Raw genomic sequence first — 26,195 nt, 5'->3', positions numbered from 1 at the left:
ACTTACTTTCTTAGGGAATTGGTGGATCATTCATCCCGTCGAAAGTTGGGGCAAATTGCCATTGTCGATGGCAGGAAGACCCAAATTTCCACGGATCATTCCTTTGAAAACTACAGGTATTTAACAATGTTCAAGAAGTTTGCAATCGCTGCTCCAATGGCTGTTCTGGCACTGAGTTCTTCCATGGCTTTCGCTGCAGGCGAAGCGCGTCACTCCATTAATCTGGTTGCATCGGTTCCCACCAAGGTCTTCCACGTACTGCCAGTGGATCCCGATCTGATCGTTAAAGATCAGGTACTGACCTACAACCCGATTTCCGATGAACTGAGCACTTTGCGTGCGCAATTCGACACCAAAAATACCAATGGCTCGATTGCCGCCAGCCTTGAAAGTGAAGCGTTCCTGTCCAACGGTGTAGAGGCGGATAAGGTCCCCTTGACGGTGACATTCAATGGTAAAGCGCTGACTCATACGACCACTGAGGAAGTCGTCGGCGAGGTTGAGTCCACTCCAGGCAAGCGTGTCGATCTGGTCATTGCGCCGACGAAGCCAGGCACTGGCTATAAGCCGGGCGAGTACACCGGTGCAGTCACCATGGTCTTTGATGCTGTGCCAACTCCTTGATGTTCTGAATGCCTGAGAGCGTCAATCTCACGAGGCAGACTTATCCGGTCGACAGTTCTTCCCCGCCTGTCGACCGGACTTTTACCGACTTGATCGTTCGCCATTAGAGTATTTCGTTCATGTTCCCGATGACTCCCATCGCGGCTGCACTTGCCTTTTTTTTATGCGCCAGTGCACTCGCCGCGCCTGCTGCGGGCACCACACCGCGTAGTTTGCTCGTTCAAGCCAAAGGTTTGCCGTCCGAGTTCGAAGAGCATTTCTTCGAGGTGCCATTGGCGGTTCGGGTGGAACGTGATCAACAGTTTCTGGGGGAGGCGATGATCGTATTATCGCGCGATGATCGCATCACCCTGCTTGAATTCGCCGATGTCAGCGACAGTAATATTTCCGCCAGCGAGCGTGAAATATGGGCTGCTTACTTACAAAAAAGTGTGGCACTTGGCGCCTGCGAAGGCAGTTGCCCGGAGCAGATGCTGGCCATCCATTACAACCTCGAAAACTCCCTGGTATCGATTCTCACGGAGAATGCCGAGCGCGACGTCGAAACCAAGCGTTACTACGACCAACCCGAAGGCGGCAGCAGCGGCTTGATCGTGCGCAACCAGCTCAACCTGAACGGTGGGCAGGACCAGGACCTGGGCGGGCGTTATGGCCTGGAAGCCAGCAGCAGCCTGGGTAACTGGACCCAGAGCTTGAACATGCAACTGGCCCGTTTGGGCGGCCCGGATGACAAGCTCTATCACGCGGTCCACGAGTTCTACAGCCAGCGCGAGCTGCAAGGCAACTTTCTGCGCCTGGGTTATTTCACTCCCAACTCCGAAGGTTTGAGCCGTCAGCCGCGTTCGTTCGGCGCCAGCCCCGACACGGCGTTGGGCCTGATGTACGGCAGCTCCGACAGCCTGGCGATCAATAGCCCGAAACCCAGTGTTTACCCGATCTATGTCACCGCCAACCGCCAGGCGTCGGTGGAGGTTTTTCGCAATGGCTTGCTGATCAACACGCAGCCGGTCGATGCAGGCCTGCAAACCCTCGATACCCGGTCTTTGCCCGGCGGTATCTACGAAGTGGAAGTGCGCTTGATCGAAGACGGTCAAATCACCTCCACCACTCAAGAGCTGGTGTACAAGCCGAGCAACTGGCGCAACCCCGATGATCGCTGGCGCTACAACCTGTTCGCCGGGCAGGAAAGCAAGTTGTTGAGTAACTGGGATGAGCAGGCTTACGGCGACATGACCGCCGGCGCCGCTTTCAACTACCTGTTGCATCCACGGGTCATTCTCGGGGTCTCGGGTCGTCAGGTTCGCGACACACTGCAATATGGCTCGTCGATCGACTGGACGCTGGCCAATAACACCAGCCTCTATGCCAACGTCTATCAGACCGAAAACCACGGCACCGGTCTCGATCTGCAAGCCATGTACAACTACGGTTCCGGCAGTGTATTCGCCACCCATAACCGCAGTTGGCTGGACACCACCAAGACCTACGAAACCCTGCCCGACGGCACCCGGGTGCGCCAGCGCAATGTGTTTGTCGGCCAGACCAGCAACTCGTCGTTGTCGGTGAATCATCGCGTCAGCAGCAAAAGCTCGATCAATGCCCGGATCTCCCACAGCGATGGCAATAGCGAAGGCGTGGGCCTCGATCTGGGTTGGACCCAGCGCGGCAATCTGTTCGGCAGCGACGCCAACTGGCGCTTCTCGGTGTTTGACCGTCCCGGCACCTTCAGCAGTGGCGACGCCCGTAATCGCGGGGTTGACCTGAGCGTTAGCCTGGCCCTGGGCGGCCCGGGTGAGCAGTGGTCCGGCAGCATCGGTTCGCGCACCTCCCGCGACGGTGCCCGCGACAACAATGCCTCGCTCAGCTACCGCAAAGACCTGCAGGGCCATGTGCTGCAAAGCGTGTCGGCCACCGCGATCACCGACACCTACGGCGTCGGCCTGTCCGGCACCACTTACTTCGGGAATGAGGCAGTCAACGGCGACGCCTTTCTCCAGCGTTCTTCCTTCAACGGTAACCTCACCGGCGGCCTGAACCTGGACAGCACCGTCGCCGTGGGTGGCCAGCAGGTCGTCATGACCAGCCAGCATCAAGGCAGTGGTGCCGGGATGATCATCGACGTCGAATCCGACCTCGATGAAATCGCCCTGCGCGCCGACGACTTGAGCGGCGGCAGCGCCAGCCTGCGGCCAGGGCGCAATTTCATCCCGATCACCGCCTACAAGAGCAGTTCGGTGAGCTTCGACTTCGAGGGCAACCACCCGCCAGCGGCGACCATTCAACCGGCGCGCACCCGCTATCACCTGAACAAGGGCGGCGTGGATTACCGCAAGATCACCATCAGCAAAACCCTCACCGTGCTCGGCCGTTTGATCGACCCCCAGGGCAAGCCGCTCAAGGGCCATCACATCATCAACCACGCCAGCCGTGGGGTCAGCGAAGTGGACGGGTTCTTCTCGATGGAAATGAAGGCCGGCTCGCCGACCCTGGAAGTGCGGTATGGCGATCAGTTGCTGTGCCAGTTCCGCCTGGACCCGAGTGGTGCGCGCCGTGAGAACGATGTGTTGATGATTGGGGATTTGCGGTGTACGCCGGATACGTTGGCGGATGTAACTTATAAAGCCGAGAGCGCGGGTTAAACTATGAATGGCTTGGATGGGATTAAACGAGTATTTACCATAAGTGCGGTGTGTGCCTTGTTGTCGGGTCTGTTGGCACCCATGGTTGTCGTGGCGGATGTGATGGAGATTAGTGCAGAGTTCGTACCTGATCCTTCAAATCCAGGATTTAACAGTTTCAAAAATACCACGCCGCCTAGTGGGTTCTGCGCGATACAGCCGTATTTTTGTAATTTAAGAAAAATATTTAGTATTCAAAGTAATATTACTGCCGAATCTAAAGATCCCATTCTGGCTAATCATGCGCTGCGTCAGGGGCCAATGTTTCAGATTCCAGCGCAGTGGCGTGATCTGGAAGTATTCCATGAGGACGGTATCGAATCAGCAATCGTCCAGTTCCGTGTCGTGAGTATAGGCGGCAACTATCTTCTGAGCCCCTCTGTGAGGGAGTTGATTGGAAGGCCTGAGGTGACTTTTTCAAAGGCGCATGGACTGTTATGGGGAGGGACCGAGACAAATTACACTTCTGGCCAATGGTACTACGCACCTCGTCCTTGTACCGCGGCAATCAATGTGAATTATTATGAGAGCACTTGGGGTAGCTTCTACTGGAATGTTCCGGAGGGGCAAACATGTGGAAAAACAGCGGCTTTCGATATTTCCAGCTTCGCTTATTCAAAGCTGGACTTCATGTATGAGCTTGTGACACCCAGTCCACTGAAAATGAAGGCGGGTATTTACACCGGAAGAGTGCGCTATGGCGTCGGCCCGATGATGGACTTGGACTTGGGGGACGTTATGGTGCCCAGTGATAGTGAACTGGTCTTTAACTTCACTCTGAAGGTTGATCATATATTCAAGGTCGAGATCCCCCCGGGTGGCAACACCGTCGTCCTGCTGCCACAAGGTGGCTGGCAGTCGTGGCTGAATCAAGGTCGCAAGCCTACGCGATTGTTCCGTGATCAAACCTTCAATATCTGGACCTCTACGCCATTCAAGATGAGCCTGGAGTGCGAGCATTACGCGGCCAACAGTACCTGCGCGTTACAGGACGATAAAAATAATCAAGTGCCGGTGGATGTCTCGGTGAGTTTGCCCAGTGGTTTAAGCGACGCAGAACGGCAATCGGTGAGCCGGCGCCGATTGCGGGTAGACGGTGTCGGGACGGAAAACTTCGAACCCGCTCTTTACGTTGATCGCAAGCCCGGAACCTTGCACTTCGAAGTGAGTAAAGGGGCTGTGGAAGCGATGTTGGCGCGAGACAGTCGTCACTATTCTGGCGATATCACCGTTATTTGGGATTCGGAAGTTTAGTTAACACGTTGGCGGTCGCGCCGGGTGCCTTTTAATGAATGAGGGTTTTAATGATGAAGCGTCTGTTGGCACTGTTTGGGTTTTATCTGTTTTCTCACGCGGTTCATGCCGGTCCAAGTATCAATGTGGGGGTGGTCTACGACTACCTGGATGGCAATAAAAGCACCTACCTGAAACGGGTGTTCAACGGTGGCGACAGCACCGCCTTCGTCAAGGTCAATATTCTCGAGATCATCTATGACATTGATGGCACTTCGCGGGAAATCCCACTCCAGGCGCAGGCCGACGCCAGCGCCCGTGATGGCTTGATGGCCAGCCCCGCGCGGCTGATCGTGCCGGCCAGCGGTATGCAGGGCACGCGGTTGTTGTACATGGGCGAGCGGGAGAAGGAGCGCTACTTCCGTGTGCGGTTTGTGCCCGTCGTGCCGGAGAAAGAAGATGAATTCGCCGTCTCGGCCGAAGAACGCGAAGACTACAAAAAAGGCCTGTCGGCCGGGGTTAACGTGTTGGCCGGTTACGGCACCGTGTTTTTCGTGCGGCCCAAAGAAACGCGCTACGAAAGCGTGATTGATAACGCTGCGGGTCACTATCAGATCCGCAACAACGGCAACACCGTGGTGGTGATCGATGAGTTCAAGAACTGTTCAGTGAAAAACGAGCAGGACTGCCAGCCCACCACCAAGCATCACATTCTGTCCGGCCGGACTTTCCAGTTCGAAAAGCAGGCCGGCCGTGAATACCGTTTCACGCTGGTCGAAGGTGAAGTCATTAAAAAACTGGAAGTGAAGGGATAACGACGCCACCGCATCCTGGCGATTGGCTTTGAAGTAACAGGTGATGAAAATGTTCAAGAAACTGACCATCGTGCTTTCACTGGCAGGCGTCGTGTTGGCAAGCGCCAGCGCGTTTGCAGCGATAGAAAAACATAGGTTCGAGGTGTCGGTCACCGTTCCAACCCTGGCGTTCTATGTGCTTCCTGCAGACCCGGACTGGATTCATCGCGAGCAGAGACTGCCCTGGAATCTGGTGACGTCAACATTGGGCAGCTTGCGCAAGTCTTTCGACGTCAAGAATGAAGCGGGTCCAATTGAAGCACGACTTGAAGGTCGGCCGTATCTGTCCAATGGTATCGCTGCCGATGATATCGCTCTACGGGTCATGTTTAACGGCCGGGTGCTAAATGAACTGGAACCCAGCGAGGTGGTCTCCCTGGATGACGCGGCTTTGGGTAAACGCGTGTTGTTGGAAATAGTACCCGTGCCGCCACTCGACGGTGCTTATAAACCCGGCAATTACTTTGGTAGCGTCAACATGATGTTCAATGCGGTGTTGCCAGAGACGTAGGTCAAGCAACAGGTGTTTAGTACAGCAAAGATGTTGGGTTGTGCCGACTACCCTTGGTTAATCGCAGGGGCAGGAGTTTCTGTTTGTGAGTGAAAATGGATTAAACATATGAGCTGGTTCAATTGCACTAAAGCTTCAGCAAAGCGGATGTTGATTGTGGGGTTGCTGAGCAACTCTGTTACGCCATTGGCAACCGCTGCTGTGCAGGAAATAACGGCCGTATTCAGGCCTGATTCTTCGAATCCTCAGAAAAACATTTTCGAAAATACAACGCCACAAAGTGGAATCTGCCCCGGGCATATACCGCAACGGTGCGAGGCCCTGAATATATTCAGCATTCGGACTTTGGACATTACGTTTGAATCCAATCGCTCCATTCCAGCCGGACATGAGAGTGAGCGTGAAGGTGCAATGTTCAAAGTTCCGTCGGCATGGAGGGATTTGACCGTAGTCCATAGCGAAACGGGAGCTGTTGAAACGGTTCAGATGCGTATCGCCGGTATTGGTGGCCGATGGGATACCTCCCGGCCGCCAGGGGTTACTGCTTTTGGACCGCAGGCGGCTAACTGGGGAGGGGCGCCAGCGCCCTGTGTTCCTAGCGGTTATATAGCCGCCGCTACCAGCTATCTTTTATGGTTTTGGATTGTGCCGGAAGGCGCAGGTGCCTGTAGCAGGACGGCGCAACTCGATATTCCCTGGCTGAAATACACCACTTTCGAATATGCCTATGAGCTCAAAACGCCCAACCCGTTGGGCATGTCGACCGGACAGTACACCGGGTCGATTGTTTTTGGGATCGGCCCTGGCGAGGACTTCGATTTTGGTGACACGATGATTCCCAATGACAACAACCTGATTTTCAATTTCACACTCGATGTTCAACACACGCTCAAGGTCGAAATTCCACCTGGTGGCAATCGTGTCGAACTGGTTCCGCAGGGCGGCTGGCAAGCGTGGCTGACACAGGGACGCAAGCCGACAAGGCTGTTTAGTGATCAGACGTTCAATGTGTCTTCGTCGACCCGCTTCAAGATGAACCTCGACTGCCAGTACAGTACGGATGGCAACCGTTGTTCGGTGCGCGATTCGGTCTTCGGTCATGTCGTACCGCTAGACGTCAGCGTGACCCTGCCCAATGGCCTGGTGGACGCCAGCGCGCAGCCGGTTACCCGCCGACCGTTGCGGCGCGACGGCATCGGAACCGAGCTGTTTCTGCCCAGTTTCTATGTCGATCGCAAACCGGGAACGTTGCACTTCGAGATTGCCCAGGATGAAGTCGGCGAAATGCTCAAGCCCGGCATTGGCCGATCCTACTCGGGCAGCGTGACGGTCATCTGGGATTCGGAAGCGGGTTGATGAGTGAACCTGATGACGAGTTCCAACCTGTCATCAGCGTCGTGCCACCTCCACCGGCAGGCATTGGGTATGGGTGCCTGGTTGCAGATACGGCGTCAGGATCGGCGCCATGCCCTTGAGCACTTGCACTGGCAACGCCGACGTGAATTTGAAGGCTTCAGCGGTACGTCCCGGGACGAAGGCGGTCAGGGTGCCGAAGTGGCTGTCGCCGATGTAGAACACGAACGTGGCGGTACGGTTAATCGACTTGGAACTGAGGATCCGTCCACCGGAGCCGATGGCTTCGATACGGTTGTCACCGGTCCCGGTTTTACCGCCCATGGCCAAGGCTTTGCCATCGGCTGTGGTGAAGCTGCCGGCCACCCGTTTGGCGGTACCGGCGTCGACCACTTGCGACAAGGCTTCACGCATGGCGGTCGCGACTTCGGAAGGCATGACCCGTTTGCCGACGTCCGGGTCGCTGATCAACTTGGTTTCATACGGGGTGTTCGCGGCGAAATGCAGGCTGTCGATGCGCAGCGTCGGCATGCGCACGCCGTCATTGAGGAGGGTGCCGATCAGCTCGGCCAAGGCTGCCGGACGGTCGCCGGAACTGCCTATGGCGGTGGCCAGCGACGGCACCAGGTGATCGAACGGATAACCGACTTTCTGCCAGCGCTGGTGGATGTCGAGGAAGGCTTCGATCTCCAGCATGGTGCGGATGCGACTGTCGCGCGCGCTTTTGTGCCGACTCTTGAACAGCCAGCTGTAGACTTCCTGGCGTTCGAACTGGCTGGCTTTGACGATTTGGCTGAACTTGGCGTCGGGGTTGTTCAGCAGGTAACCCATCAGCCACAGGTCCAGGGGGTGGACCTTGGCGATAAACCCCTGGTCGGGCAGGTCGTAGGCGCCAGGACGATAGTTTTCATAGAGCCGTTCAAGGCGTTCGTCGGTGAGTTTTTCAGTCAGCTTGGCGCCTTTGAGGTGTGAACGGACGAAGCTGTTGAAGCTTTCCTGACTGGCTTGCGGCAGCAGGTAACGGTGCACTGCGGCCATGCGAATCGGCGTCGGCCGCATGCCGTCGAGGAAGGTCGCGAGCCGCGCCTGGGTGTCCTTGTTCTTGTACTTTTTCCAGAACTTCAGCAGGAACGAAGTGCCTTCGCGGTCGGCGAAACTGGCCAGGTATTCCTGGCGCCTGGGGTCACGGTCGTCCTTGAGCAACTCGGCGCTGTTGTTCGGGCCGGAATAGGTGCTGTAGCGCACCAGGTCGCGCATCAGCCGGATGAAGGGCAGGTTGATCGACTCCCGCAGGGCGTCGCGCAAGGTGGGCAGGCGTCCGTTGTCCTCTTTGCGAAAGTTGTTGAAAGTATGCAATCCGCCGCCGGTGAAGAAGGCTTCGCCGGGGCTGGCGGAGTATTTGCGGTCTAGCGCGGCGCCGAGCATGGTTTGCAGGTTGCGGTCTTTATTCTGGATCAGGTAGTCGATGGCCCAACGGCTCAGGCGATCCTGGTCAGGAACCTCGACTTTCTTCAGTTCGGGGACGGTCATGGCGGCATATTTATCATGCAGTTCGGCGATGATTTGCAGATAAGTCGTCAACACCCGCATTTTTGCGGTTGAGCCCAGTTCGAGCTTGCTGCCCTCGTTGATGTCGAAGGGTTGGTCGGTGCTGTCGGTCTGGACTCGCACCCGCGAACCATCCGGGGTCAGTTCGAACAGGGTGAAGCTGTAGCGCACTTGGGCGGTGCTGGTGGGGGTCAGGAGGCGTTCGCCCATCAGGCCGATCTGCGCGGCAAACGCGGGGTCTGCCAGACGCTTGAGGTATTCGGTAGCCTGGGTTTGCAGGTCGCCCTGCAGGGTGCTGGTGGCCGACAGGTCCAACCGGTCGAGATCGTACAGCGGACGGTTGAGCAGGCCACCGAGGCGGCTGCGGGCGACGCTGATGCCCTTGTTGGTTTCTATCGGCTGGATGGTGGGCTGCGTGGCCCAGTCGCGGTAGGTCACCTTGCTGGCCAGCGCCGCCGCCGACAACTGCGCGTCGATCACGCCGTTCTGCGCTAGTAACCGGATGTGGCTGTCGGTGAGGATGGCCAGTTCATCACGGCCTTTGGTCAGGTAGTAGGAAGGGCGGCGCTGGGCGATCATCAGCGACAACATTTCGCGCAGGGCCAGGCTTTTCCCTGCGAGGCTTTCCGGGTCCGTTTGGGCGCTGGCCAAGCGTTCGTTGGCTTGGTTGAAATCGGCTCCGTACCAAACGCGTAATCCCTCAGCCATCCCGTGTACTTCGCCATGGCCGGGCACGGCGGACAGGGGCACGCTGTTGAGGTAATCACGCACTACATTCTGCCGGGCGACCAAGGTGTCGGGTCCGGCCTGATAGGCGCGCACGGTGGCTGAAATCATCTGCCGGATCTTTTCCGTACCGGACACTGTCAGTCCATCGGGCGAATGTCGATATTTCTCCAGCTGAGTCGCCAGGGTACTGCCGCCCGCCGACTGGCCGGGCATGTGCAGCAACTTGGCAACTTGCGACCAGGCGGCCATGGCGAACCGCGGCCAGTCCACCGCAGGATTGGCCTTGGGCTGGCGCGGGTCGAGCAGGAAGCGGTTTTCGATAAACAGCAGGCTGCTGACCACCACCGGCGGTATGGTTTCGAAGCTCGCGTAGAGCTGTTGCGGGTACTTGTACTGGTAAAGCGGTTCTGCACGGCAATCGGTTATTGACAAGCCGGCCTGGATTTTCTCTGCATAAGGCACAAAAAAACCCTTGCCGGTGTAGTCCATCAGGGCCTTGGAAAAGCGGGTTTGCGATTTGACCACGTAATCGCGCTTGATCAGGCGCGGGAGAAACTCACCCAGCGAGCTGTATCCCAGTCGCAGGTCAAAGGGGCCGGCACCGGGATAGTGGATTGAATCGCTGGGGCCCGGTTGCAGCGTGTACTGGAGGGTCTCGGCAAACTTGCTGACTTCGCGTGACTGGAATTTCGACGTTTGAATTTCCTTGGTGGCAGCCAAACCGATGACTATCACGATAATCAGCAACAATAACCAGAAAGCCTTCCACCCATGTCTGGAGCCACGGGGTTTTTCAGGTGACGGCGCTTCATCCACAGCTTCAGTCTGGACCACGGTTTTACTCGAATCGGTTTGCCATAAAGCGCCCATAGTCGACTGATCCATTCACGCAGATTGATCGGACTTGTCTGAAGCTTAGTCGGTGGTTGGCGATGGTGAAAAAATTGTGAATACACAAATGTCATGGATCCAACACAACCCTGTGGCGAGGGAGCTCGCTCCCGCTGGGCCGCGAAGCGGCCCCCTGGGTTTTATGATCGTGCCCGGTCTGGGAAACGGCGGGTGCCGGTTTGGGGCTGCTTTGCAGCCCAGCGGGAGCAAGCTCCCTCGCCACGGGTTGTGGGGTGGGTTTGAAGAGAGTGGCCACCTGGAGACTGCGCGGTAACCCAGCCGACGCAAATGTATGGTGATGCCCAACCGACGCAGATTATGGTGATGCCCAACCGACGCAGATTTATGGTGATGCCCAACCCCTGTGGCGAGGGAGCTTGCTCCCGCTGGGCCGCGAAGCGGCCCCCTGGGTTTTATGATCGTGCCCAGTCTGGGAAACGGCGGGTGCCGGTTTGGGGCTGCTTCGCAGCCCAGCGGGAGCAAGCTCCCTCGCCACGGGTTGTGGGGTGGATTTGAAGAGAGTGGCCACCTGGAGACTGCGCGGCAACCCAGCCGACGCAAATGTATGGTGATGCCCAGCCGACGCAAATGTATGTTGATGCCCAACCGACGCAGATTTATGGTGATGCCCAACCCCTGTGGCGAGGGAGCTTGCTCCCGCTGGGCCGCGAAGCGGCCCCCTGGGTTTTATGACCGTGCCCAGTCTGGGAAACGGCGGGTGCCGGTTTGGCGCGGCTGCGCAGCCCAGCGGGAGCAAGCTCCCTCGCCACGGGTTGTGGGGTGAATTTGAAGAGGGTGGCCACCTGGAGACTGCGCGGTAACCCAGCCGACGCAAATGTATGGTGATGTCCAGCCGACGCAGATTATGGTGATGCCCAACCGACGCAGATTTATGGTGATGCCCAACCCCTGTGGCGAGGGAGCTTGCTCCCGCTGGGCCGCGAAGCGGCCCCCGACAGTCCCCATATTTTTACAGCCAGCATGCATCCCACAGTGGGTAGTCACCAATTTTCTCTACCAGCCCGGCCCGTAGCGGGTTGGCGATGATGTAGCGTGCGAAGGGGCGCAGATCCTGGTCATTGCGCAGCGCCCGGTCATGGTAGCCGCTTTGCCAGAAGGCGCCCTGACGGTTCAACGCCCGATTGATGCTCAGCGTACTTCGTGATTTGGTGACTTGCATGAGTCTCGCCAGGGGGTGTGCTTCCAGTTGCACCAACCAGTGGAAATGGTCCGGCATGATGACCCAGGCCAGGGAGTTAACCCGCTGCTCTTCATGCAGCCGCCTGAATTCAGTCACCAACAGCCGGCCCAAACGCCAATCCTTGAAGAGTGGTCGCCGTTCGTGCACCACCACGGTGATGAGGTAGGCCCGCCCCGGCTCTGAAAACCGTCCAAGGCGAAGTAAGTGCGAGTTGGGGTGCGAGTGCATTCCATTGCTCCTCCGTGAGTTGTCTCACCACCCTAGCCAGGCGTCTGCCTACAAAGATCTGCAAAAGACGCAGGAAATTTCCGAAACACCTCCGGGAGGCATGGCGGTGCCCTGGGACTACCGCTCTAGAGCCATTATCAGGTAAATACTGCCTAGGTAGGGGCATCGCGACGCACCAATATTGTGCAATACTCCGCGCCGTTTTAGCTGCGATTATTCCTACGAAATCTAGGTAATGCCCCTCCGTAAACCGCGCTTTTGCCGAGAGTTCTCGCTGAATGTTGTGATTTATAGAGTGAAAAAACCTGCCGGAAGCTTTTTATACTGCACGCCCCGCTGATCTTGGAGGTTTTGTCCTACAAGACGGTTCTGCCCACGAAGCAGATCTGGTTTCAGGCAAGCAATGGCGACCTGCCCACGCTTGGCTACTCGGTGGTCATATCCAATAACAAGACGAGGTTGTACCCCCATGCCAGACGGCAATCACCTGCCCCAGGGCGAGACCGCTCAAGGCGGCCCGCTTAAACGCGAACTCGGCGAACGGCATATTCGCTTGATGGCGCTCGGTGCCTGTATCGGCGTCGGTCTGTTTCTCGGTTCGGCCAAGGCCATCGAAATGGCCGGCCCAGCGATCATGCTTTCCTACATCATCGGCGGTCTGGCGATCCTGGTGATTATGCGCGCACTAGGCGAGATGGCTGTGCATAACCCGGTGGCGGGCTCCTTCAGCCGTTACGCTCAAGATTACCTCGGCCCATTGGCGGGCTTTCTTACTGGCTGGAACTACTGGTTCCTGTGGCTGGTGACCTGCGTTGCGGAAATTACCGCAGTGGCGGTGTACATGGGCGTGTGGTTCCCCGAGGTGCCGCGCTGGATCTGGGCCCTGGCGGCCTTGATCAGCATGGGCTCGATCAACCTGATCGCAGTGAAAGCCTTCGGGGAATTCGAATTCTGGTTCGCCCTGATCAAGATCGTCACCATTATTGCCATGGTGATCGGCGGTATCGGCGTTATCGCGTTCGGTTTCGGCAACGACGGTGTGGCGCTGGGGATTTCCAATCTCTGGGCCCACGGTGGCTTCATGCCCAATGGCGTGCAGGGAATATTGATGTCCCTGCAGATGGTGATGTTCGCCTACCTCGGCGTCGAGATGATCGGCCTCACCGCTGGTGAAGCGAAAAACCCGCAGAAGACCATTCCGAATGCAATCGGCTCGGTGTTCTGGCGCATTCTGCTGTTCTACGTCGGCGCACTGTTCGTGATCCTGTCGATCTACCCGTGGAACGAAATCGGCACCCAGGGCAGCCCGTTCGTGATGACCTTCGAGCGCCTGGGCATCAAGACCGCCGCCGGCATCATCAACTTCGTAGTGATCACTGCAGCGCTGTCGTCCTGCAACGGTGGCATCTTTAGCACCGGTCGCATGCTCTACAGCCTGGCGCAAAATGGCCAGGCCCCGGCCGGTTTCGCCAAGACCTCGAGCAACGGCGTACCGCGTCGCGCACTGCTGCTGTCGATCGGCGCCTTGCTACTGGGCGTGCTGCTCAACTATCTGGTGCCTGAGAAAGTCTTCGTCTGGGTGACGGCGATTGCCACATTCGGCGCGATCTGGACCTGGGTGATGATCCTGCTGGCCCAGCTCAAATTCCGCAAAGGCCTGAGCGCCAGCGAACGTGCCGGCTTGAAATACAAAATGTGGCTGTTCCCGATCAGCTCCTACCTGGCGCTGGCGTTCCTGGTACTGGTGGTCGGCCTCATGGCCTATTTCCCGGACACCCGCGTGGCGCTGTATGTCGGCCCGGCCTTCCTGGTGTTGCTGACGGTGTTGTTCTACGTGTTCAAGTTGCAGCCGACCAACGTATCGCAAGGTGCGGTGCGTTCGGCTCCATAAATTGTCACGTGGGATGTAAAAAGAACCCGGCTTATATGGCCGGGTTTTTTTTATCTCGATCTTTACCGCTCGTCAGAAACACACCTCCACCTGTGATTTCTGACAGTAGACAAGCTCAAACCCGTATGAACTGAAGGCGGCGGTTGTCAGCAACGGGTGGGGCACCATGAGACGTTTGTGGAAAGGAATGTCCAGCTATACGGTGATCGGGATCGCGAATACGCTGATCCATTGGCAGATCTTTTTTTTGCTGAGCGTGGCGGCTGACTTCAGCCAGGCTATCAGCAATCTCGTGGCGTTCTGCGTGGCCGCTTCTTTCTCCTTCTACATGAACGCGCAATTTACCTTCGACGGCAAAACGTCGGTCGTCAACTACGCTCTGTTTCTGGGCACTATGGGCGCCTTGAGCCTGGGGGTCGGCCATTTGGCTGACGTCTGGAGACTCCATGGCCTGCTCACAGTCTGCCTGTTTTCTGCTTTGAGCCTGGTGCTGGGGTTCCTGTTCTCCAAATACGTGGTGTTTCGCGAGCGTCGCCCATGAAAATCTCGCTCATCGTCCCAGTGTTCAATGAAGAGCAGGCGATCGATCTGTTTTATCAGGCGGTGCGCAACGAATTGAAGCTCGACCAGACGCAGGTCGAGATTGTGTTCATCAACGACGGCAGCACTGACCGGACGGCGGAGCGGGCTGCTGCGCTCGCTCAGGTTGACGATCAAGTCATGCTGATCAATTTTTCCCGTAACTTCGGCAAGGAGCCTGCGCTCTTCGCCGGCCTCGAACATGCCACCGGTGATGCGGTGATTCCCATGGACGTTGATCTGCAGGACCCGATCAGCGTTATCCCGTTGTTGATCGAACAGTGGTTGAAGGGCGCCGATGTAGTGCTTGCCAAGCGCCGCGACCGCAGTGCCGACAGCTACATGAAGCGTCACAGCGCGACGCTTTTCTACCATCTGCTCAATCGCATTGCTTACACTCGTATCGAAGAAAATGTCGGCGATTTCCGGCTGATGGACCGCAAAGTCGTCGACGTGATTCGCGCGCTGCCGGAACATCAGCTGTTCATGAAGGGCGTCCTGTCCTGGGCCGGTTTCAACACCGTGGTGGTGGAATACGAGCGCGCCTCGCGGGTGGCCGGCAATAGTAAATACAACGGCTGGAAACTGTGGAACCTGGCACTGGAGGGCGTGACCTCGTTCAGTACGGTGCCGTTGCGACTGTGGACCTACATCGGTGGCGCCATTTCAATATTCGCCGTGCTGTATGCGGTGTACATGGTGTTGGACAAGATCTTCTTCGGTAATAGCGTCCCGGGTTACCCCTCGCTGATGACCGCTATTCTGTTTCTCGGCGGCGTACAGTTGATTGGCATCGGCATCCTCGGCGAGTATGTGGGCCGCATCTACATCGAAGCCAAGCACCGACCGCGTTACGTGATCAAGGACATCGTCGGCGCCAGGCAGGGGCGCGGTCTTTAGCATGGGCCGGTTCCACGATGCCCTGACCCGGGAATTGGGGCGGCGTCAGGTCTGGCGGTTTTTCATGCTGGCAACGTTGTTGTATGTCCTGCCGCTGTTGCTGGCCGACTACCGTTACATCGATGACAACTGGCGCTCGCTGTCGGGCGGTACGGCGTGGGCCGGGCAGGGACGGTTGTTCAGCGAGTTGATGTACAACGCACTGACCTTCAGCCACGCCGCCCCCAACATTTTCCCATTGCCCCTGTTGATCGCCTCGCTGGCCATGGCCTCGGCGTTGACCAGCCTGACGTTTCACTACTGGCGCGAGCCCTCGGTTTCCAACTGCCTGGTGGTGTTGCCGCTGTGGTACAACCCGTTTTTCTTGCAGAACCTGTCTTATCAATATGACGGCCCGGCCATGGCATTGAGCGTGGTGGCAGTCGTTTACGCGATCAGTTTTCGCCACGCCTCGCGCATCCTGCAATGGCTGGTGCCGGCCTGTCTTGTAGCGCTGGGTTTGGGGCTGTATCAGGTCAGCTTCAATGTGTTCCTGGGTTTGTGCTGCCTTGAAGTCCTGAGGGCTGCGCATGACCAGCTGGCTTGGCAGAAATGGCGAGATCTGATCGGCTGGAAAATGGCCCAGGCGGTCCTCGGCGCTATGATCTACAGCGTGACCGCCTATCCGTTTACCCAGCAGAATCGTACCCTGTTATTGAACCTGGAGGCCGATCCCTGGCTGCAAGTGCTGATCAATATCGTCCGCGTGCTGGAAAAGGTGCAGTTGCTGTTTCATGGCGGGTTCACTTGGGTGTTTGCCGGACTGCTGTTGTGTGCAATAGCGGGAGCGGTGCGGCTGGGGCGCGAGATTTCCAGGCGTCCGGACAGTGCACCGAAACGCCTTTTCTTTGGCTTGGTATGCCTGCTGACCCTACCGCTTGTGACTTTGCTCGTATCGGGCGTGGCGTTGTTTTTTCGCGATTTCAACGAAGGCGCCAGAACCTTGATGGGGTTCGCCGTGCTGCTGGTCCTGCTGTTCTACCTGAGCCACCTGGCATTGGCGCAGCTGCACCGGCACCTGGCGCTGCTGCTGGCGTTACCGCTGTTGGCGATGCTGTCGCTGTCTTACGCGTACGGCCGGGTGCTGACAGTTCAGAAGGCCTTCGCCACTAATGCGCTGGCGAGTCTTGAGCACGACATCAATGCCCATCGTCCGCTGCGCGAAGCCAAGCGTATCTACCTGTCAGTGACCTATTCCGACCACTGGCTGACGGGCGCCGCAGGTTCGTTCAGGCAGATGCCGGTGCTGCGTTACTTGCTCAACATCGACTTCTACATGCTGGCCGAGAACTTGCCCAGCATCGGAATCACCAACGTGGTCGCCGAGAAGGAACGGCGCAATGCAACGCGCGTGGGGTACCAGGCCTATCCGGCGTTAGTGGACAACCAGTACTACCGGATTTACCTGATAGGAGATTACGGGTTTATCGTCATCAAGGAGCCACAGCCGATCAAGGCGCTGCGCTGGTGAAGCGCCTCAGCCCCCATCGGTTTGCGCAGGCTCAAAACTATCCGCCCGCGCCATCTGCCACATGCGTGAGTAGAATTCGCCGCTCACTTCGCCGGTCAGCAGTTCCCCCGGTTTGAGGAACACATGCAACTGCGAGAACAGTTTGATCTCGGTGGCCGACATGCGCCTTACCAGATGCTTGGCTGAGAGTTGCGAGGGGTGATCAAGGCCGGCGGCGGCGAGCATTTCCGCCAGGGCCTTGAGGGTGTTGCGGTGGAAGTTGAAAACTCGCTGGGCTTTGTCCGGGACTACGAGGGCACGCTGGCGCAGAGGGTCCTGGGTGGCGACGCCGGTCGGGCATTTATTGGTGTGGCAGCTTTGCGACTGGATGCAGCCGATGGCGAACATGAAGCCCCGTGCTGAGTTGGCCCAGTCGGCGCCGATGGCCAGGACGCTGGCGATGTCGAACGCACTGACGATTTTGCCGCTGGCTCCGAGCTTGATCTTGTCGCGCAGGTTCAGGCCTACCAGGGTGTTGTGCACGAACAACAGGCCTTCGCGCATCGGTACGCCGATGTGGTCGGTGAACTCCACGGGAGCTGCACCGGTGCCGCCTTCCTTGCCGTCGACGACGATGAAGTCCGGGAGGATGCCGGTTTCCAGCATGGCCTTGGCGATGCCCATGAACTCCCACGGATGACCCAGGCAGAACTTGAAACCCACCGGTTTGCCTCCGGACAGTTCCCGCAGTTGCTGGATGAAATGCATCATTTCGATGGGCGTGGAAAACGCGCTGTGGCGCGACGGTGAGATGCAGTCCTCACCCATCATGATGCCACGGGTCTCGGCGATTTCCCTGGTGACTTTATGCTTGGGCAGAATCCCGCCGTGGCCGGGTTTTGCCCCTTGGGACATCTTGATTTCGATCATCCGCACTTGTGGCGTCTGCGCCTGTTTGGCGAAGCGTTCCGGGTCGAAGCGGCCATCAGCGGTGCGACAGCCGAAGTAGCCGCTGCCGAGCTCCCAGGTCAGGTCGCCGCCGTTTTCCCGGTGATAGGCGCTGATGCTGCCTTCGCCGGTGTCATGGGCGAAGTTACCCAGCTTGGCGCCCTGGTTCAACGCGCGAATCGCGTTGGCGCTGAGGGAGCCGAAGCTCATGGCCGAAATGTTGAACACCGATGCGGAGTAGGGCTGAGTGCATTGCGGGCCGCCGACGATCACGCGAAAGCCGCTCGGATCGCTCAAAGGCGCCGGACGCATGGAGTGGCCAATGAATTCGAAGCCCGACTGATAAACGTCGATCAAGGTGCCGAAGGGTTTGTCCGCGCTTTCATTTTTCGCTCTGGAGTAGACCAGTGAGCGCTGCGCCCGGGAGAAGGGCAGGGCGTCACTATCGGACTCAAGCAGATACTGGCGGATTTCTGGGCGGATGCCTTCGACCAGGTAGCGGATGTTACCCAGTATCGGATAGTTGCGGCGCACGGCATGCGGGCTTTGCAGCAGATCAAACAGGCCGATCAGGCTCAGGACGCCGGTAATGGCAGTGATTGGCCACAACCATTCATGCTGCACGAAGGGCAAGCTGGCGAGGGTGAAGATCACGCAAGCGGCAAAGAAGGCGTAGCGGCTCAGGAGGGACAGGCTCATACGGTTTCCTTGGGTTCGGACTCAACAGTGATGCGGCGATGTGCTTATCGTTAGAGCTGCCGAGTCGCTGAAGTTGTACGGCATGCTGCTTCGCAGGAAAAAATCGAGAGCAACTCGGATCTCGATTCTACCTCGACTGATAGTAGATGGGTTTCAGCCGCCCTGGCTGGTCTGGCGAATCGGTAACTCGACCCGGAAAGTCGTGCCCACGCCGACTTCACTGCGCACCGAAATTTCGCCCCGGTGCTTCCTCACGATGCCGTAGGACAGGGATAACCCCAGCCCCGTTCCCTGGCCCACGGGTTTGGTGGTGAAGAACGGATCGAATATTTTCTGCAGGTTCTGTGGCGTGATACCGGAGCCGGTGTCTTGCACTTCGATCCACACCGATTGCGCTGCGTGCCCGGTACGCAAAGTGAGGGTGCCGCGCTCGGGGCCGATGGCCTGGGAGGCGTTGACGATCAGGTTCATGATCACCTGATTGATTTGCGAAGGCAGGCATTCGATGTCCGGCAGCACCTGATAGTCCTTGAGCACATCAGCCTTGTATTTGAGTTCGCTGGCGACGATGTTCAGGGTCGACTCGATCCCCTGCTGCAGGTTGGTCCACTGCCATTCTTGATTGGAGTCCACTCGAGAGAAATCCTTGAGGTCCCTGACGATCTGGCCGACTCGGCCAATGCCGTCCTTGGATTCCTTGATCAGCAGCGGAATGTCATCGCGCAGGAATTCCAGCTCGACTCGTTCGCGCAACTGCTGCAGTCGTTCGACCCATTCCCTGGACTCGATCGACACTTCCGCCTGTCGATAGGCATCGAGCATTTCCTGCAGTTGCTGGAAATAGCCATCCAGGGTACCCAGATTGGAGGAGATGAAACCGATGGGGTTGTTGATTTCGTGGGCGACACCGGCGGCGAGCTGTCCCAGGGAGGCGAGTTTTTCCGATTGCACCAGCTGCGATTCAAGCTGTTTGCGTTCGTCAATTTCCTGCTGCACCAGCAACTCCAAATGGTTCATCTGCAAGCTGGCCCGCTCCGTCAACGCCCATTTGGCCAACAGCGTGTTGGCCATTTGCTGGACTTCAATATTGTCGAACGGCTTTTTCAGAATCAGCACCCGGTCATGGGCTTGCAGGCGCTCGAGCAGTTCATCCCAGGAGTAATCGGAGTAGGCGGTGCAAACCACCACTTGCAGGCGCGGGTCTTCCTGCCACAGCTGTTCGATGGTTTGCGCGCCGTCCCAGCCTTCGGGCATGCGCATATCGACAAAGGCCAGGGCATAGGGACGCTGTTGCTGCAGCGCCAACTTTAGTTTGCCCAGGCCCTCCTGCCCGCCGTACGCTGAATCCAGCTCGAACGGCAAGCGGACCGGACGCGATGCATTACCGAATAACGTCGCTTCCATCGCGTCCAGTTCCAGGGTTTGCACCGGCGCGGGCATGAGTATCTTGCGAAAATCCATGTGGATGGAAGGCGTGTCATCGATCAGCAGGATACGCCGGTTGGCACGCTCGCTCATGCTGGCTCCTTTATGACGTGCAGCGGGATCTGCAAGGTGAACAACGCGCCTTTGCCAGGTCCGTCGCTGTGGGCGGTGAGATGCCCATTCATCTCGATGGCGGCCAAGGCGCAGCTATGCAGGCCGAAGCCATGACCTTCCTTGCGGGTAGTGAAACCGTGGGCAAAGATCCGCGTCATGTTCTCTTCGGCGATGCCTTCGCCATCGTCCTTGACGCTGATCTGCAGCGTTGTGTCGTCCACCACTTGCACCCCCAGAGTCATTTGCCGCGGACGATTGCCCAGATCGGACATGGCGTATTTGGCGTTGCTGATCAGGTTAATCAGGATCAGCAGCAGCCGGTGTTTGTCGCCCATGACCAGTGGCACCTCACTGTACTCTTTGACCACCTTCACCTGATGGCGGGTCAGGGCGCCGGCGTTCATGCGCAGTGCGTCTTCGAGCAATTCGCTGATGTATAGCGGCTCCATCAGGCTGTTGGCGCCTGCGTAGGATTGCTGCGTGGCTACGATGTCCTTGATGTGGTCGACACTTTTGCTCAACTGCGCCAGTTCGTCGCTCATGCCTTGCTGCTCCAGGGCAATCGCGCCCACCAGTTGATTCAAGTAGCCGGGAAGTAACTTGCCTTTGGGATCCTGGGTGAGAAAGGCGCCCAAGTCTCCTGGATGATCGTTGACCAGTTGCATGGCCTTGGCCAGCCCCAGGGCTTTGCTGACGCGCAGTTTACGGGTGACCAGATCGGCGGAAATGTTCACGCTGTTGAGCACGTTGCCAACGTTGTGCAATACGTTGGTGGCGATCTCGGCCATTCCGGCCTGGCGTGCGGTGTCGAGCAGTTCACTCTGGGTGTCACGCAGTTCGCGGGTGCGCTCCTCCACCCGCCGTTCAAGGTCGTCATTGGCGGCTTCAAGCGCCCGGTTGACGCGCTGGATAACCATGAAGCTGCGCATCAGGTGGATCGCCAGGTACACCAGCAACATCACCAGCAGGACTGACAACACCAGCATGAAGAAGTGGTAGCGCTGGTCTAGCGCATCGGCGCGCTGCTGGTCAGAGTTGAGCAGGCTGGTGATGTCGTCCAGACGTTGTGCCACGGGAATAGCTTCAATGCGTTCCAGCAGCCGGTTGACCACCGGTTGTTCACGCAGGATCAATGAAATATGACTGCTTAGAATGTCGATCGGACTTTGGAACCGGCTTGGCAAACGCGCTTTATTCACCGTCAGTTTGTTTAGCCCCAACAGGATCTCGGCGGCCCGGTCATTTGAGGTGAGCAGGGCGAATTCCATCGCGCTCAGCAGCAGATCATAGGTGTCGGTGGCGACGTTCTGCACCTGCAGGTTATCGCCGTCCACCAGAGCGGCCAGTTGCCCCTGGATGTCGTCCTCGGCCGTGGGCAGAAACGCCAGTGAATTGCGCAGCAAGGCATTATGCGACTTGAACTGTTCGACCAGACGGGTCTTCTCCTTCAGGGCGTCGAGGAAGGCATTATGGCTGGAGAGCCAGGTGGCCGAGGCATTGCGCTGATGGTTCGACTCCATCGAATCGAATCGCTGCCAAAGCTCGGTGATCTCAGTGAGCGGGGAAACCAGCGGGTCGTAGTTGTGGCTGATGGCAATCCTGGCCTTGAGGACTTCCGTTTCCCACTGTGCATTAAGCTGTTTGATGCGGCCAATCAAATCTCGAGATTGGGCGTAGGTGATCGTCTGGTCCGAGTTGGACTTGAAATAAAGAAACAGCAGCGTCGAGGCCAACATCAGGGCGACCGCACCCAGCAATACTATGTTTCTTCGGTAGGACAATCTCATAACGGTTTACCTTCCCACTCACCGGTCAGGGTCTCGAGGAATTTGATAATCAGAATTTTGTCCTCGGCAGAAGGAACACGACCCAGCTGGAACTTGAACATGACGTCCACCGCCTCTTCGAGAGTATTGGCCGAACTGTCGTGAAAATACGGCGCGGTGACTGCCACGTTGCGCAAGCTGGGCACCTTGAATACGTTGCGATCCTCTTCGTCCCCCGTTACCAGATACCGCCCCAGGTCGGACTCCAGTGGTTTGCCTCGCACCTGGAAGTAATCGCCCATTACCCCAAACTTCTGGAACATGTTGCCGCCGATGTTCACGCCCTGGTGACAGGCGATACAGCCGTACGACTTGAAACGTTGATAACCGTATTTCTCCTCGCGACTCAATATATCGGTGTTGCCTGACAGGTACTGGTCGAAACGCGAATGGCTGCTGATCAGTGTGCGCTCGTAGGTCGCCAGGGCGTTCTGCACGTTGTTCATGGTCACGCCATCCGGGTAGGCGGCGGCGAATGCGCCCCGGTATGCGGCATCGGCGGACAAGGTCTGCACCACGTGGTCCCAGTTGCTGCCCATCTCGCTGGGACTCTGCACCACCTCCTGGATTTGGGCTTCCAGAGTGTCCGCGCGACCATTCCAGAACTGTCGGAAATTCAGGCTGGCGTTGAACACGCTGGGGGTGTTGAGCGGCACCGGAGCGCCGGCGAATCCGATTGAAAAGGCTTTGTCATCGGCGCCGCCTTTGGCCAGGTGATGGCAGCTGGCACAGGACAGGGTGCCGTTGACCGACAGACGCGTTTCGTTGAACAGTTGGCGACCCAGTTCAACCCGCTGTGGATCTTGTTGGGGCCGCGGAGGCAGTGGTTTGAGCGGTTCGTCCAGGGGCGCTGCGCCAAGGCTCAAGCCCAGCCCGAGCATGGGCAGCAGCAACAGGTATGGAAGGCGGGATGACATCTGAGTGTTCCTTAGTGCGCGGCCAGGGTGTCGTTTAACTTTGTTCACGGGGTAACGGACCAGGAGGGCTTGAGCGACTGCATGTATTGAACGAATACCTCGGGCTCCACCGCTTTGCTGAAGTAGTAGCCCTGGCCTTCCTCGCAGTGCTGAGCCTTGAGAAAGTCCAGTTGCTCGGCGGTTTCCACGCCTTCGGCAATGATGGTCAGCCTGAGGCTGCGCCCCAGGCTGATGATGGCACTGACCAGGGCTGCGTCTTTGCTGTCGCTGCTCAAGCCGCGAATGAATGACTGGTCGATTTTCAGCACGTCGACGGGAAAACGCCGCAAGTAACTGAGGCTCGAATAACCGGTACCGAAATCATCGATGGCCAGGCGCACGCCTAATGCCTTGATCCGGTGCAGCGACGTGATCGTGGACTCGATGTTTTGCATCAGCACGCTTTCGGTAATTTCCAGCTCCAGGAGCGCAGGCTCCATACCTGTTTGTGCGAGGATCTGTTCGATGCCGTCGACAAAATCCCGCTGGCGGAAATCGATGGCCGACATGTTCACTGACATGCAGATCGATGGCAGCCCGGCGGCCCGCCACGCACAGCTTTGTCGACAGGCTTCGGCTAGCACCCATTTGCTCAAGGGGACGATCAGGCCACTGTCTTCGGCGACCTCAATGAATGCCGATGGGTAAACCAGCCCTTGCCCCGGTTTCTGCCAGCGGACCAACGCCTCGGCACCGACCACCTGGCCACTGCCAAGGTCGAGCTTGGGTTGGTAATGCAGGACAAATTCGTTGTGCGCCAGTGCCAGGCGGATACCGGTCTCGATGCTTTGCTGGTCCCGTGCGCGCTGGTTCATTTCGTCGATGAAAAAGCAGTAGTTGCCCGGTCCGCTTTCCTTGACGTTGCGCATCGCGGTTTCAGCTTTCTTGATCAGCGATAAGGCATCGAAGCCGTCGTCCGGATAGATGCTGATACCCAGGCTGGCGGTCACGCTCAGGTCGTGACCGGCAATATGTTGGGGCGCGCGAATAGCCTCAAGGAGCTTATCGGCGATGCCTTTGGTTTGCTGGGGGTGACGGATATCGGCGAGGATCACCACGAACTCGTCCGCGCCATAGCGAAACACGGAGTCGGACTCACGCACCGATGCCACCACATTGCGCCCCACGAGCCTGAGCATCTCGTCACCTGCCGGGTGGCCCAGGGCGTTGTTGATGCGTTTGAAGCGGTCCAGCCCGAAAAACATCACGGCCAGTTGTTTGTCATGGCGTCGGGACAGGGCCAGCGACTGGTTCAGCCGGTCTCCCAGTAATGTACTGTTGGGCAATTCGGTCAGGACGTCGTATTGCAGCAGATGTGAGACCTTAAGCAGTTCATGAACCCGCGCTTCGATGGTCTGCTCCAGGCTCAAGACTTTCAATGCCGCGTCCTGGGCCATCTGCCATTTCCAGGTCATGGTGCTGGCCATCTGGCGGATTTCCAGGCTGTCGAAAGGCTTTTTCAGCACGAGCAACTGGTCGCCGAACTCCAGTCGCTCTGCCATGTCTTCCCAGCTGTAGTCGGAATAAGCGGTGCACAGGGCGATTTGCAGTTGCGGGTCGGCCTTCCATAAATGCTCTATGGTTTCCAGGCCGTCCCAGCCCGGTGGCATGCGCATGTCGATGAACGCCATGGCATACGGGCGGCCCTCTGCCAGAGCGCACCGGACCCGCTCAAGCGCTTCCTGACCCTGGTAGGCCGAGTCGAGCTGGAACGTCAGGCGGTCGACCGGCGACGTGCCGAACAGGGCCTCTTCCGTGTCGGCCAGGGCCAGTTCAGTGTCGATGTCGGGGGCGAGGATCTTACGAAAGTCCTCGTGGATCGATGGCGCATCATCGATGATCAGAATGCGCCGGTTGGTCCGCGCTGCAGTCTTGATTGGCACGCGGGAGCCAGCACCGATCTGAGGAGGCGTATTCATAGGAGTGGCATCCTTTCCCTGATCACCTGGCGGACGTAAATAATGGATCCGAGTCCCGTGAGCATAGACCTCTGGCCAGTCTTTCGCTCAGGCGCGACGAAATCATTACCCGGGATGGGCGCAGTTTCATATAGCCTGTACGCCAGACCCCGGCAATATCGGACGCGCATCCGGCCCAGACGCGGCCAGATAGTCGTTTCAGTTGAGGTGACGCTATGGAAGAGCAAATGCCCACGACTTTGAGCCATAGACCCCAAGTGCTGCTGGTCGATGATGAGGAGTCCATCCTTAATAGCCTGCGGCGCCTGATGCGCGGCCAACCCTATGACGTGCTGCTCGCCACCAGCGGGGCCCAGGCCCTGGCGATCATGGCGTTGCAGCCGATCGATCTGGTGATGAGCGATGCGCGCATGCCCGATATGGACGGCGCCACGCTGCTGGCCTACGTCCATGAGCACTATCCCCACACCACGCGAATCATGCTCACCGGTTACGCCGACCCTTCTCCGATCATCAAGGCGATCAACGAAGGGCAGATTCATCGTTACCTCAGCAAACCCTGGCACGACGAAGAGTTGCTGCTGACGTTGCGCCAGTCATTGGCCTACCAGTATTCCGAGCGGGAGCGCCTGCGCCTGGAGCAGGAAACTCGGGAGCAGAACGAGCAACTGAAACGACTCAATGCGTCTCTGGAGCAGCACGTCGCGTCCCGCACGGCTGAACTGCAGCAGACCGCCGACATGCTGGATCTGGCCTACGAAGAGCTCAAGCACAGCTACGTTACCGGCACCGAGGTCTTTTCGCTGCTGGCCAACCTGCGGCTGCCTATCGCCAAGCAGACCAATCGGCAGATCATCGAACTGGTGCGCGTCTACTGCAAACGCCATGGTGTGGATGAAAGCAGCGGGCGCGACCTGACGATGGCCGCCGCGCTCTACAACATTGGCAAACTGAGCTGGACCGACAGCATGATGACGGCACCGGCAGACCTGCTGCATCATAACGATCGCGAGCGTTATCGCGGTTATCCGAAACAGAGCGAGACCCTGTTGATGACCCTCGATCCGATGAAGGATGCCGCCCGGCTGATTCTTCATCACCAGGAACGCTGGGATGGCAATGGGTTTCCGGACCGACTCAAAGGTGACGCCATTCCCTTCGGTTCGCGCCTGCTGAAACTGGCGGTGGATTTCATCGAGTTGCAACGTGGGCTGATTCTTGAGCGGCAGATGAACAGCGATGAGGCGCTGGTTTATATCCGCAACTATGCCGGGCGGCTCTACGATCCCGGGATGGTGGAAGATTTCGTCCAGGTCTGTGCCGCTTACCTGAGCGATGTCTCTTTGGCCGATCCTTTGGTCAAGGTACTGACGACTCGCGACGTGGCCGCGGGCATGATCCTTGCGCGTAACCTCAATGCCGACAATGGCATGCTGCTGCTCAATGCCGGGAAGGTGTTGAATGCGGCGCTGGTGGAAAAGCTGATCACTTTCGAAGCCATGGAAGGGGCGAAGTACAGCATTTTTGTGAAAGTGCCGCAGGCGCTGGCTGAGCCTCCCGCCATGTCGGACGGTGCCAAGTCGCAGCACTGATCCCATG

18 protein-coding genes are annotated in these 26,195 nt (G+C 58.0%); 11 read left to right on the top strand and 7 right to left on the bottom strand.

Going from position 1 to position 26,195, the window contains the following annotated elements:
- The first annotated feature begins 126 nt into the window (after nucleotides 1-126).
- The 6 genes from L9059_RS14835 (at nucleotide 127) to L9059_RS14810 (ending at nucleotide 7,256) form a co-directional block, all read left to right on the top strand.
- Nucleotides 127-624 (top strand): CS1 type fimbrial major subunit, encoded by a 498-nt coding sequence (locus L9059_RS14835; protein WP_247291761.1) that lies wholly within the window; start codon nucleotides 127-129, stop codon nucleotides 622-624.
- 119 nt (nucleotides 625-743) lie between these two features.
- Nucleotides 744-3,263 carry a TcfC E-set like domain-containing protein gene (locus L9059_RS14830; RefSeq protein WP_247291760.1) on the top strand — a complete coding sequence of 840 codons (2,520 nt, stop codon included), beginning with the start codon at nucleotides 744-746 and terminating at the stop codon, nucleotides 3,261-3,263.
- 3 nt (nucleotides 3,264-3,266) lie between these two features.
- Nucleotides 3,267-4,556 carry a hypothetical protein gene (locus L9059_RS14825; protein ID WP_247291759.1) on the top strand — a complete coding sequence of 430 codons (1,290 nt, stop codon included), beginning with the start codon at nucleotides 3,267-3,269 and terminating at the stop codon, nucleotides 4,554-4,556.
- Between the two features lie 53 nt (nucleotides 4,557-4,609).
- Nucleotides 4,610-5,350 (top strand): molecular chaperone, encoded by a 741-nt coding sequence (locus tag L9059_RS14820; protein ID WP_247291795.1) that lies wholly within the window; start codon nucleotides 4,610-4,612, stop codon nucleotides 5,348-5,350.
- A 49-nt stretch (nucleotides 5,351-5,399) separates the two neighbouring features.
- On the top strand, nucleotides 5,400-5,900 hold the full coding sequence (locus tag L9059_RS14815; protein WP_247291758.1) for a CS1 type fimbrial major subunit: 501 nt from the start codon (nucleotides 5,400-5,402) through the stop codon (nucleotides 5,898-5,900).
- Nucleotides 5,901-6,008: 108 nt separating this feature from the next.
- A complete protein-coding gene (locus L9059_RS14810) occupies nucleotides 6,009-7,256 on the top strand; it encodes a hypothetical protein (protein ID WP_247291757.1) in 1,248 nt (415 codons plus the stop codon).
- Nucleotides 7,257-7,289: 33 nt separating this feature from the next.
- Here L9059_RS14810 and L9059_RS14805 read toward each other — a convergent pair whose 3' ends face one another.
- Together L9059_RS14805 and L9059_RS14800 are read right to left on the bottom strand one after the other, a co-directional pair.
- A complete protein-coding gene (locus L9059_RS14805; protein WP_247291756.1) occupies nucleotides 7,290-10,400 on the bottom strand; it encodes a transglycosylase domain-containing protein in 3,111 nt (1,036 codons plus the stop codon).
- Between the two features lie 991 nt (nucleotides 10,401-11,391).
- The gene (locus L9059_RS14800) at nucleotides 11,392-11,850 is read right to left on the bottom strand and encodes an REP-associated tyrosine transposase (RefSeq protein ID WP_247291755.1); all 459 of its coding nucleotides are present in this window, start codon (nucleotides 11,848-11,850) and stop codon (nucleotides 11,392-11,394) included.
- Between the two features lie 469 nt (nucleotides 11,851-12,319).
- Here L9059_RS14800 and L9059_RS14795 point away from each other — a divergent pair, with 469 nt between their 5' ends.
- The 4 genes from L9059_RS14795 to L9059_RS14780 all read left to right on the top strand — a co-directional run bounded on the left by L9059_RS14795 (nucleotide 12,320) and on the right by L9059_RS14780 (nucleotide 16,730).
- On the top strand, nucleotides 12,320-13,741 hold the full coding sequence (locus tag L9059_RS14795) for an amino acid permease (protein WP_247291754.1): 1,422 nt from the start codon (nucleotides 12,320-12,322) through the stop codon (nucleotides 13,739-13,741).
- Nucleotides 13,742-13,907: 166 nt separating this feature from the next.
- A complete protein-coding gene (locus tag L9059_RS14790; protein ID WP_247291753.1) occupies nucleotides 13,908-14,282 on the top strand; it encodes a GtrA family protein in 375 nt (124 codons plus the stop codon).
- A complete protein-coding gene (locus L9059_RS14785) occupies nucleotides 14,279-15,220 on the top strand; it encodes a glycosyltransferase family 2 protein (RefSeq protein ID WP_247291752.1) in 942 nt (313 codons plus the stop codon). The genes L9059_RS14790 and L9059_RS14785 overlap by 4 nt, the downstream gene beginning before the upstream one ends.
- Before the next feature lies 1 nt (nucleotide 15,221).
- A complete protein-coding gene (locus tag L9059_RS14780) occupies nucleotides 15,222-16,730 on the top strand; it encodes a glucosyltransferase domain-containing protein (protein WP_247291751.1) in 1,509 nt (502 codons plus the stop codon).
- 6 nt (nucleotides 16,731-16,736) lie between these two features.
- Here the strand turns inward: L9059_RS14780 and L9059_RS14775 are convergent, their stop codons facing one another.
- The 5 genes from L9059_RS14775 to L9059_RS14755 form a co-directional block, all read right to left on the bottom strand.
- Entirely contained in the window at nucleotides 16,737-18,356 is a 1,620-nt protein-coding gene (locus L9059_RS14775) for an FMN-binding glutamate synthase family protein (protein WP_247291750.1), read from the bottom strand.
- A 153-nt stretch (nucleotides 18,357-18,509) separates the two neighbouring features.
- On the bottom strand, nucleotides 18,510-19,874 hold the full coding sequence (locus tag L9059_RS14770; protein WP_247291749.1) for an ATP-binding protein: 1,365 nt from the start codon (nucleotides 19,872-19,874) through the stop codon (nucleotides 18,510-18,512).
- Nucleotides 19,871-21,682, bottom strand: a complete 1,812-nt coding sequence (locus L9059_RS14765; protein ID WP_247291748.1) for a DAHL domain-containing protein — start codon at nucleotides 21,680-21,682, stop codon at nucleotides 19,871-19,873. Before L9059_RS14765 ends, L9059_RS14770 begins: the two co-directional genes overlap by 4 nt.
- The gene (locus L9059_RS14760) at nucleotides 21,679-22,638 is read right to left on the bottom strand and encodes a cytochrome-c peroxidase (protein WP_247291747.1); all 960 of its coding nucleotides are present in this window, start codon (nucleotides 22,636-22,638) and stop codon (nucleotides 21,679-21,681) included. The genes L9059_RS14765 and L9059_RS14760 overlap by 4 nt, the downstream gene beginning before the upstream one ends.
- A gap of 44 nt (nucleotides 22,639-22,682) precedes the next feature.
- Nucleotides 22,683-24,596 carry a putative bifunctional diguanylate cyclase/phosphodiesterase gene (locus tag L9059_RS14755; RefSeq protein ID WP_282615477.1) on the bottom strand — a complete coding sequence of 638 codons (1,914 nt, stop codon included), beginning with the start codon at nucleotides 24,594-24,596 and terminating at the stop codon, nucleotides 22,683-22,685.
- A gap of 215 nt (nucleotides 24,597-24,811) precedes the next feature.
- On the opposite strand from L9059_RS14755, the gene nosR reads away from it, so the two are divergent.
- The gene (nosR, locus tag L9059_RS14750) at nucleotides 24,812-26,188 is read left to right on the top strand and encodes a response regulator c-di-GMP phosphodiesterase, NosR family (RefSeq protein ID WP_247291746.1); all 1,377 of its coding nucleotides are present in this window, start codon (nucleotides 24,812-24,814) and stop codon (nucleotides 26,186-26,188) included.
- Nucleotides 26,189-26,195: the final 7 nt, after the last annotated feature.

Source organism: Pseudomonas violetae, assembly GCF_023072615.1.
Classification (GTDB): domain Bacteria; phylum Pseudomonadota; class Gammaproteobacteria; order Pseudomonadales; family Pseudomonadaceae; genus Aquipseudomonas; species Aquipseudomonas violetae.
The sequence above is the reverse complement of the archived record's forward strand: the minus strand, read 5'-3'. Positions and strand labels throughout refer to the sequence as shown.

Coding starts and splice junctions, on each gene's coding strand:
- L9059_RS14825 (WP_247291759.1), top strand. CDS start 3,267: ATGAATGGCTTGGATGGGATTAAACGAGTATTTACCATAAGTGCGGTG.
- L9059_RS14805 (WP_247291756.1), bottom strand. CDS start 10,400: ATGGGCGCTTTATGGCAAACCGATTCGAGTAAAACCGTGGTCCAGACT.
- L9059_RS14755 (WP_282615477.1), bottom strand. CDS start 24,596: ATGAATACGCCTCCTCAGATCGGTGCTGGCTCCCGCGTGCCAATCAAG.
- L9059_RS14835 (WP_247291761.1), top strand. CDS start 127: ATGTTCAAGAAGTTTGCAATCGCTGCTCCAATGGCTGTTCTGGCACTG.
- L9059_RS14830 (WP_247291760.1), top strand. CDS start 744: ATGTTCCCGATGACTCCCATCGCGGCTGCACTTGCCTTTTTTTTATGC.
- L9059_RS14820 (WP_247291795.1), top strand. CDS start 4,610: ATGAAGCGTCTGTTGGCACTGTTTGGGTTTTATCTGTTTTCTCACGCG.
- L9059_RS14760 (WP_247291747.1), bottom strand. CDS start 22,638: ATGTCATCCCGCCTTCCATACCTGTTGCTGCTGCCCATGCTCGGGCTG.
- nosR (WP_247291746.1), top strand. CDS start 24,812: ATGGAAGAGCAAATGCCCACGACTTTGAGCCATAGACCCCAAGTGCTG.
- L9059_RS14765 (WP_247291748.1), bottom strand. CDS start 21,682: ATGAGATTGTCCTACCGAAGAAACATAGTATTGCTGGGTGCGGTCGCC.
- L9059_RS14795 (WP_247291754.1), top strand. CDS start 12,320: ATGCCAGACGGCAATCACCTGCCCCAGGGCGAGACCGCTCAAGGCGGC.
- L9059_RS14785 (WP_247291752.1), top strand. CDS start 14,279: ATGAAAATCTCGCTCATCGTCCCAGTGTTCAATGAAGAGCAGGCGATC.
- L9059_RS14790 (WP_247291753.1), top strand. CDS start 13,908: ATGAGACGTTTGTGGAAAGGAATGTCCAGCTATACGGTGATCGGGATC.
- L9059_RS14810 (WP_247291757.1), top strand. CDS start 6,009: ATGAGCTGGTTCAATTGCACTAAAGCTTCAGCAAAGCGGATGTTGATT.
- L9059_RS14815 (WP_247291758.1), top strand. CDS start 5,400: ATGTTCAAGAAACTGACCATCGTGCTTTCACTGGCAGGCGTCGTGTTG.
- L9059_RS14800 (WP_247291755.1), bottom strand. CDS start 11,850: ATGCACTCGCACCCCAACTCGCACTTACTTCGCCTTGGACGGTTTTCA.
- L9059_RS14780 (WP_247291751.1), top strand. CDS start 15,222: ATGGGCCGGTTCCACGATGCCCTGACCCGGGAATTGGGGCGGCGTCAG.
- L9059_RS14770 (WP_247291749.1), bottom strand. CDS start 19,874: ATGAGCGAGCGTGCCAACCGGCGTATCCTGCTGATCGATGACACGCCT.
- L9059_RS14775 (WP_247291750.1), bottom strand. CDS start 18,356: ATGAGCCTGTCCCTCCTGAGCCGCTACGCCTTCTTTGCCGCTTGCGTG.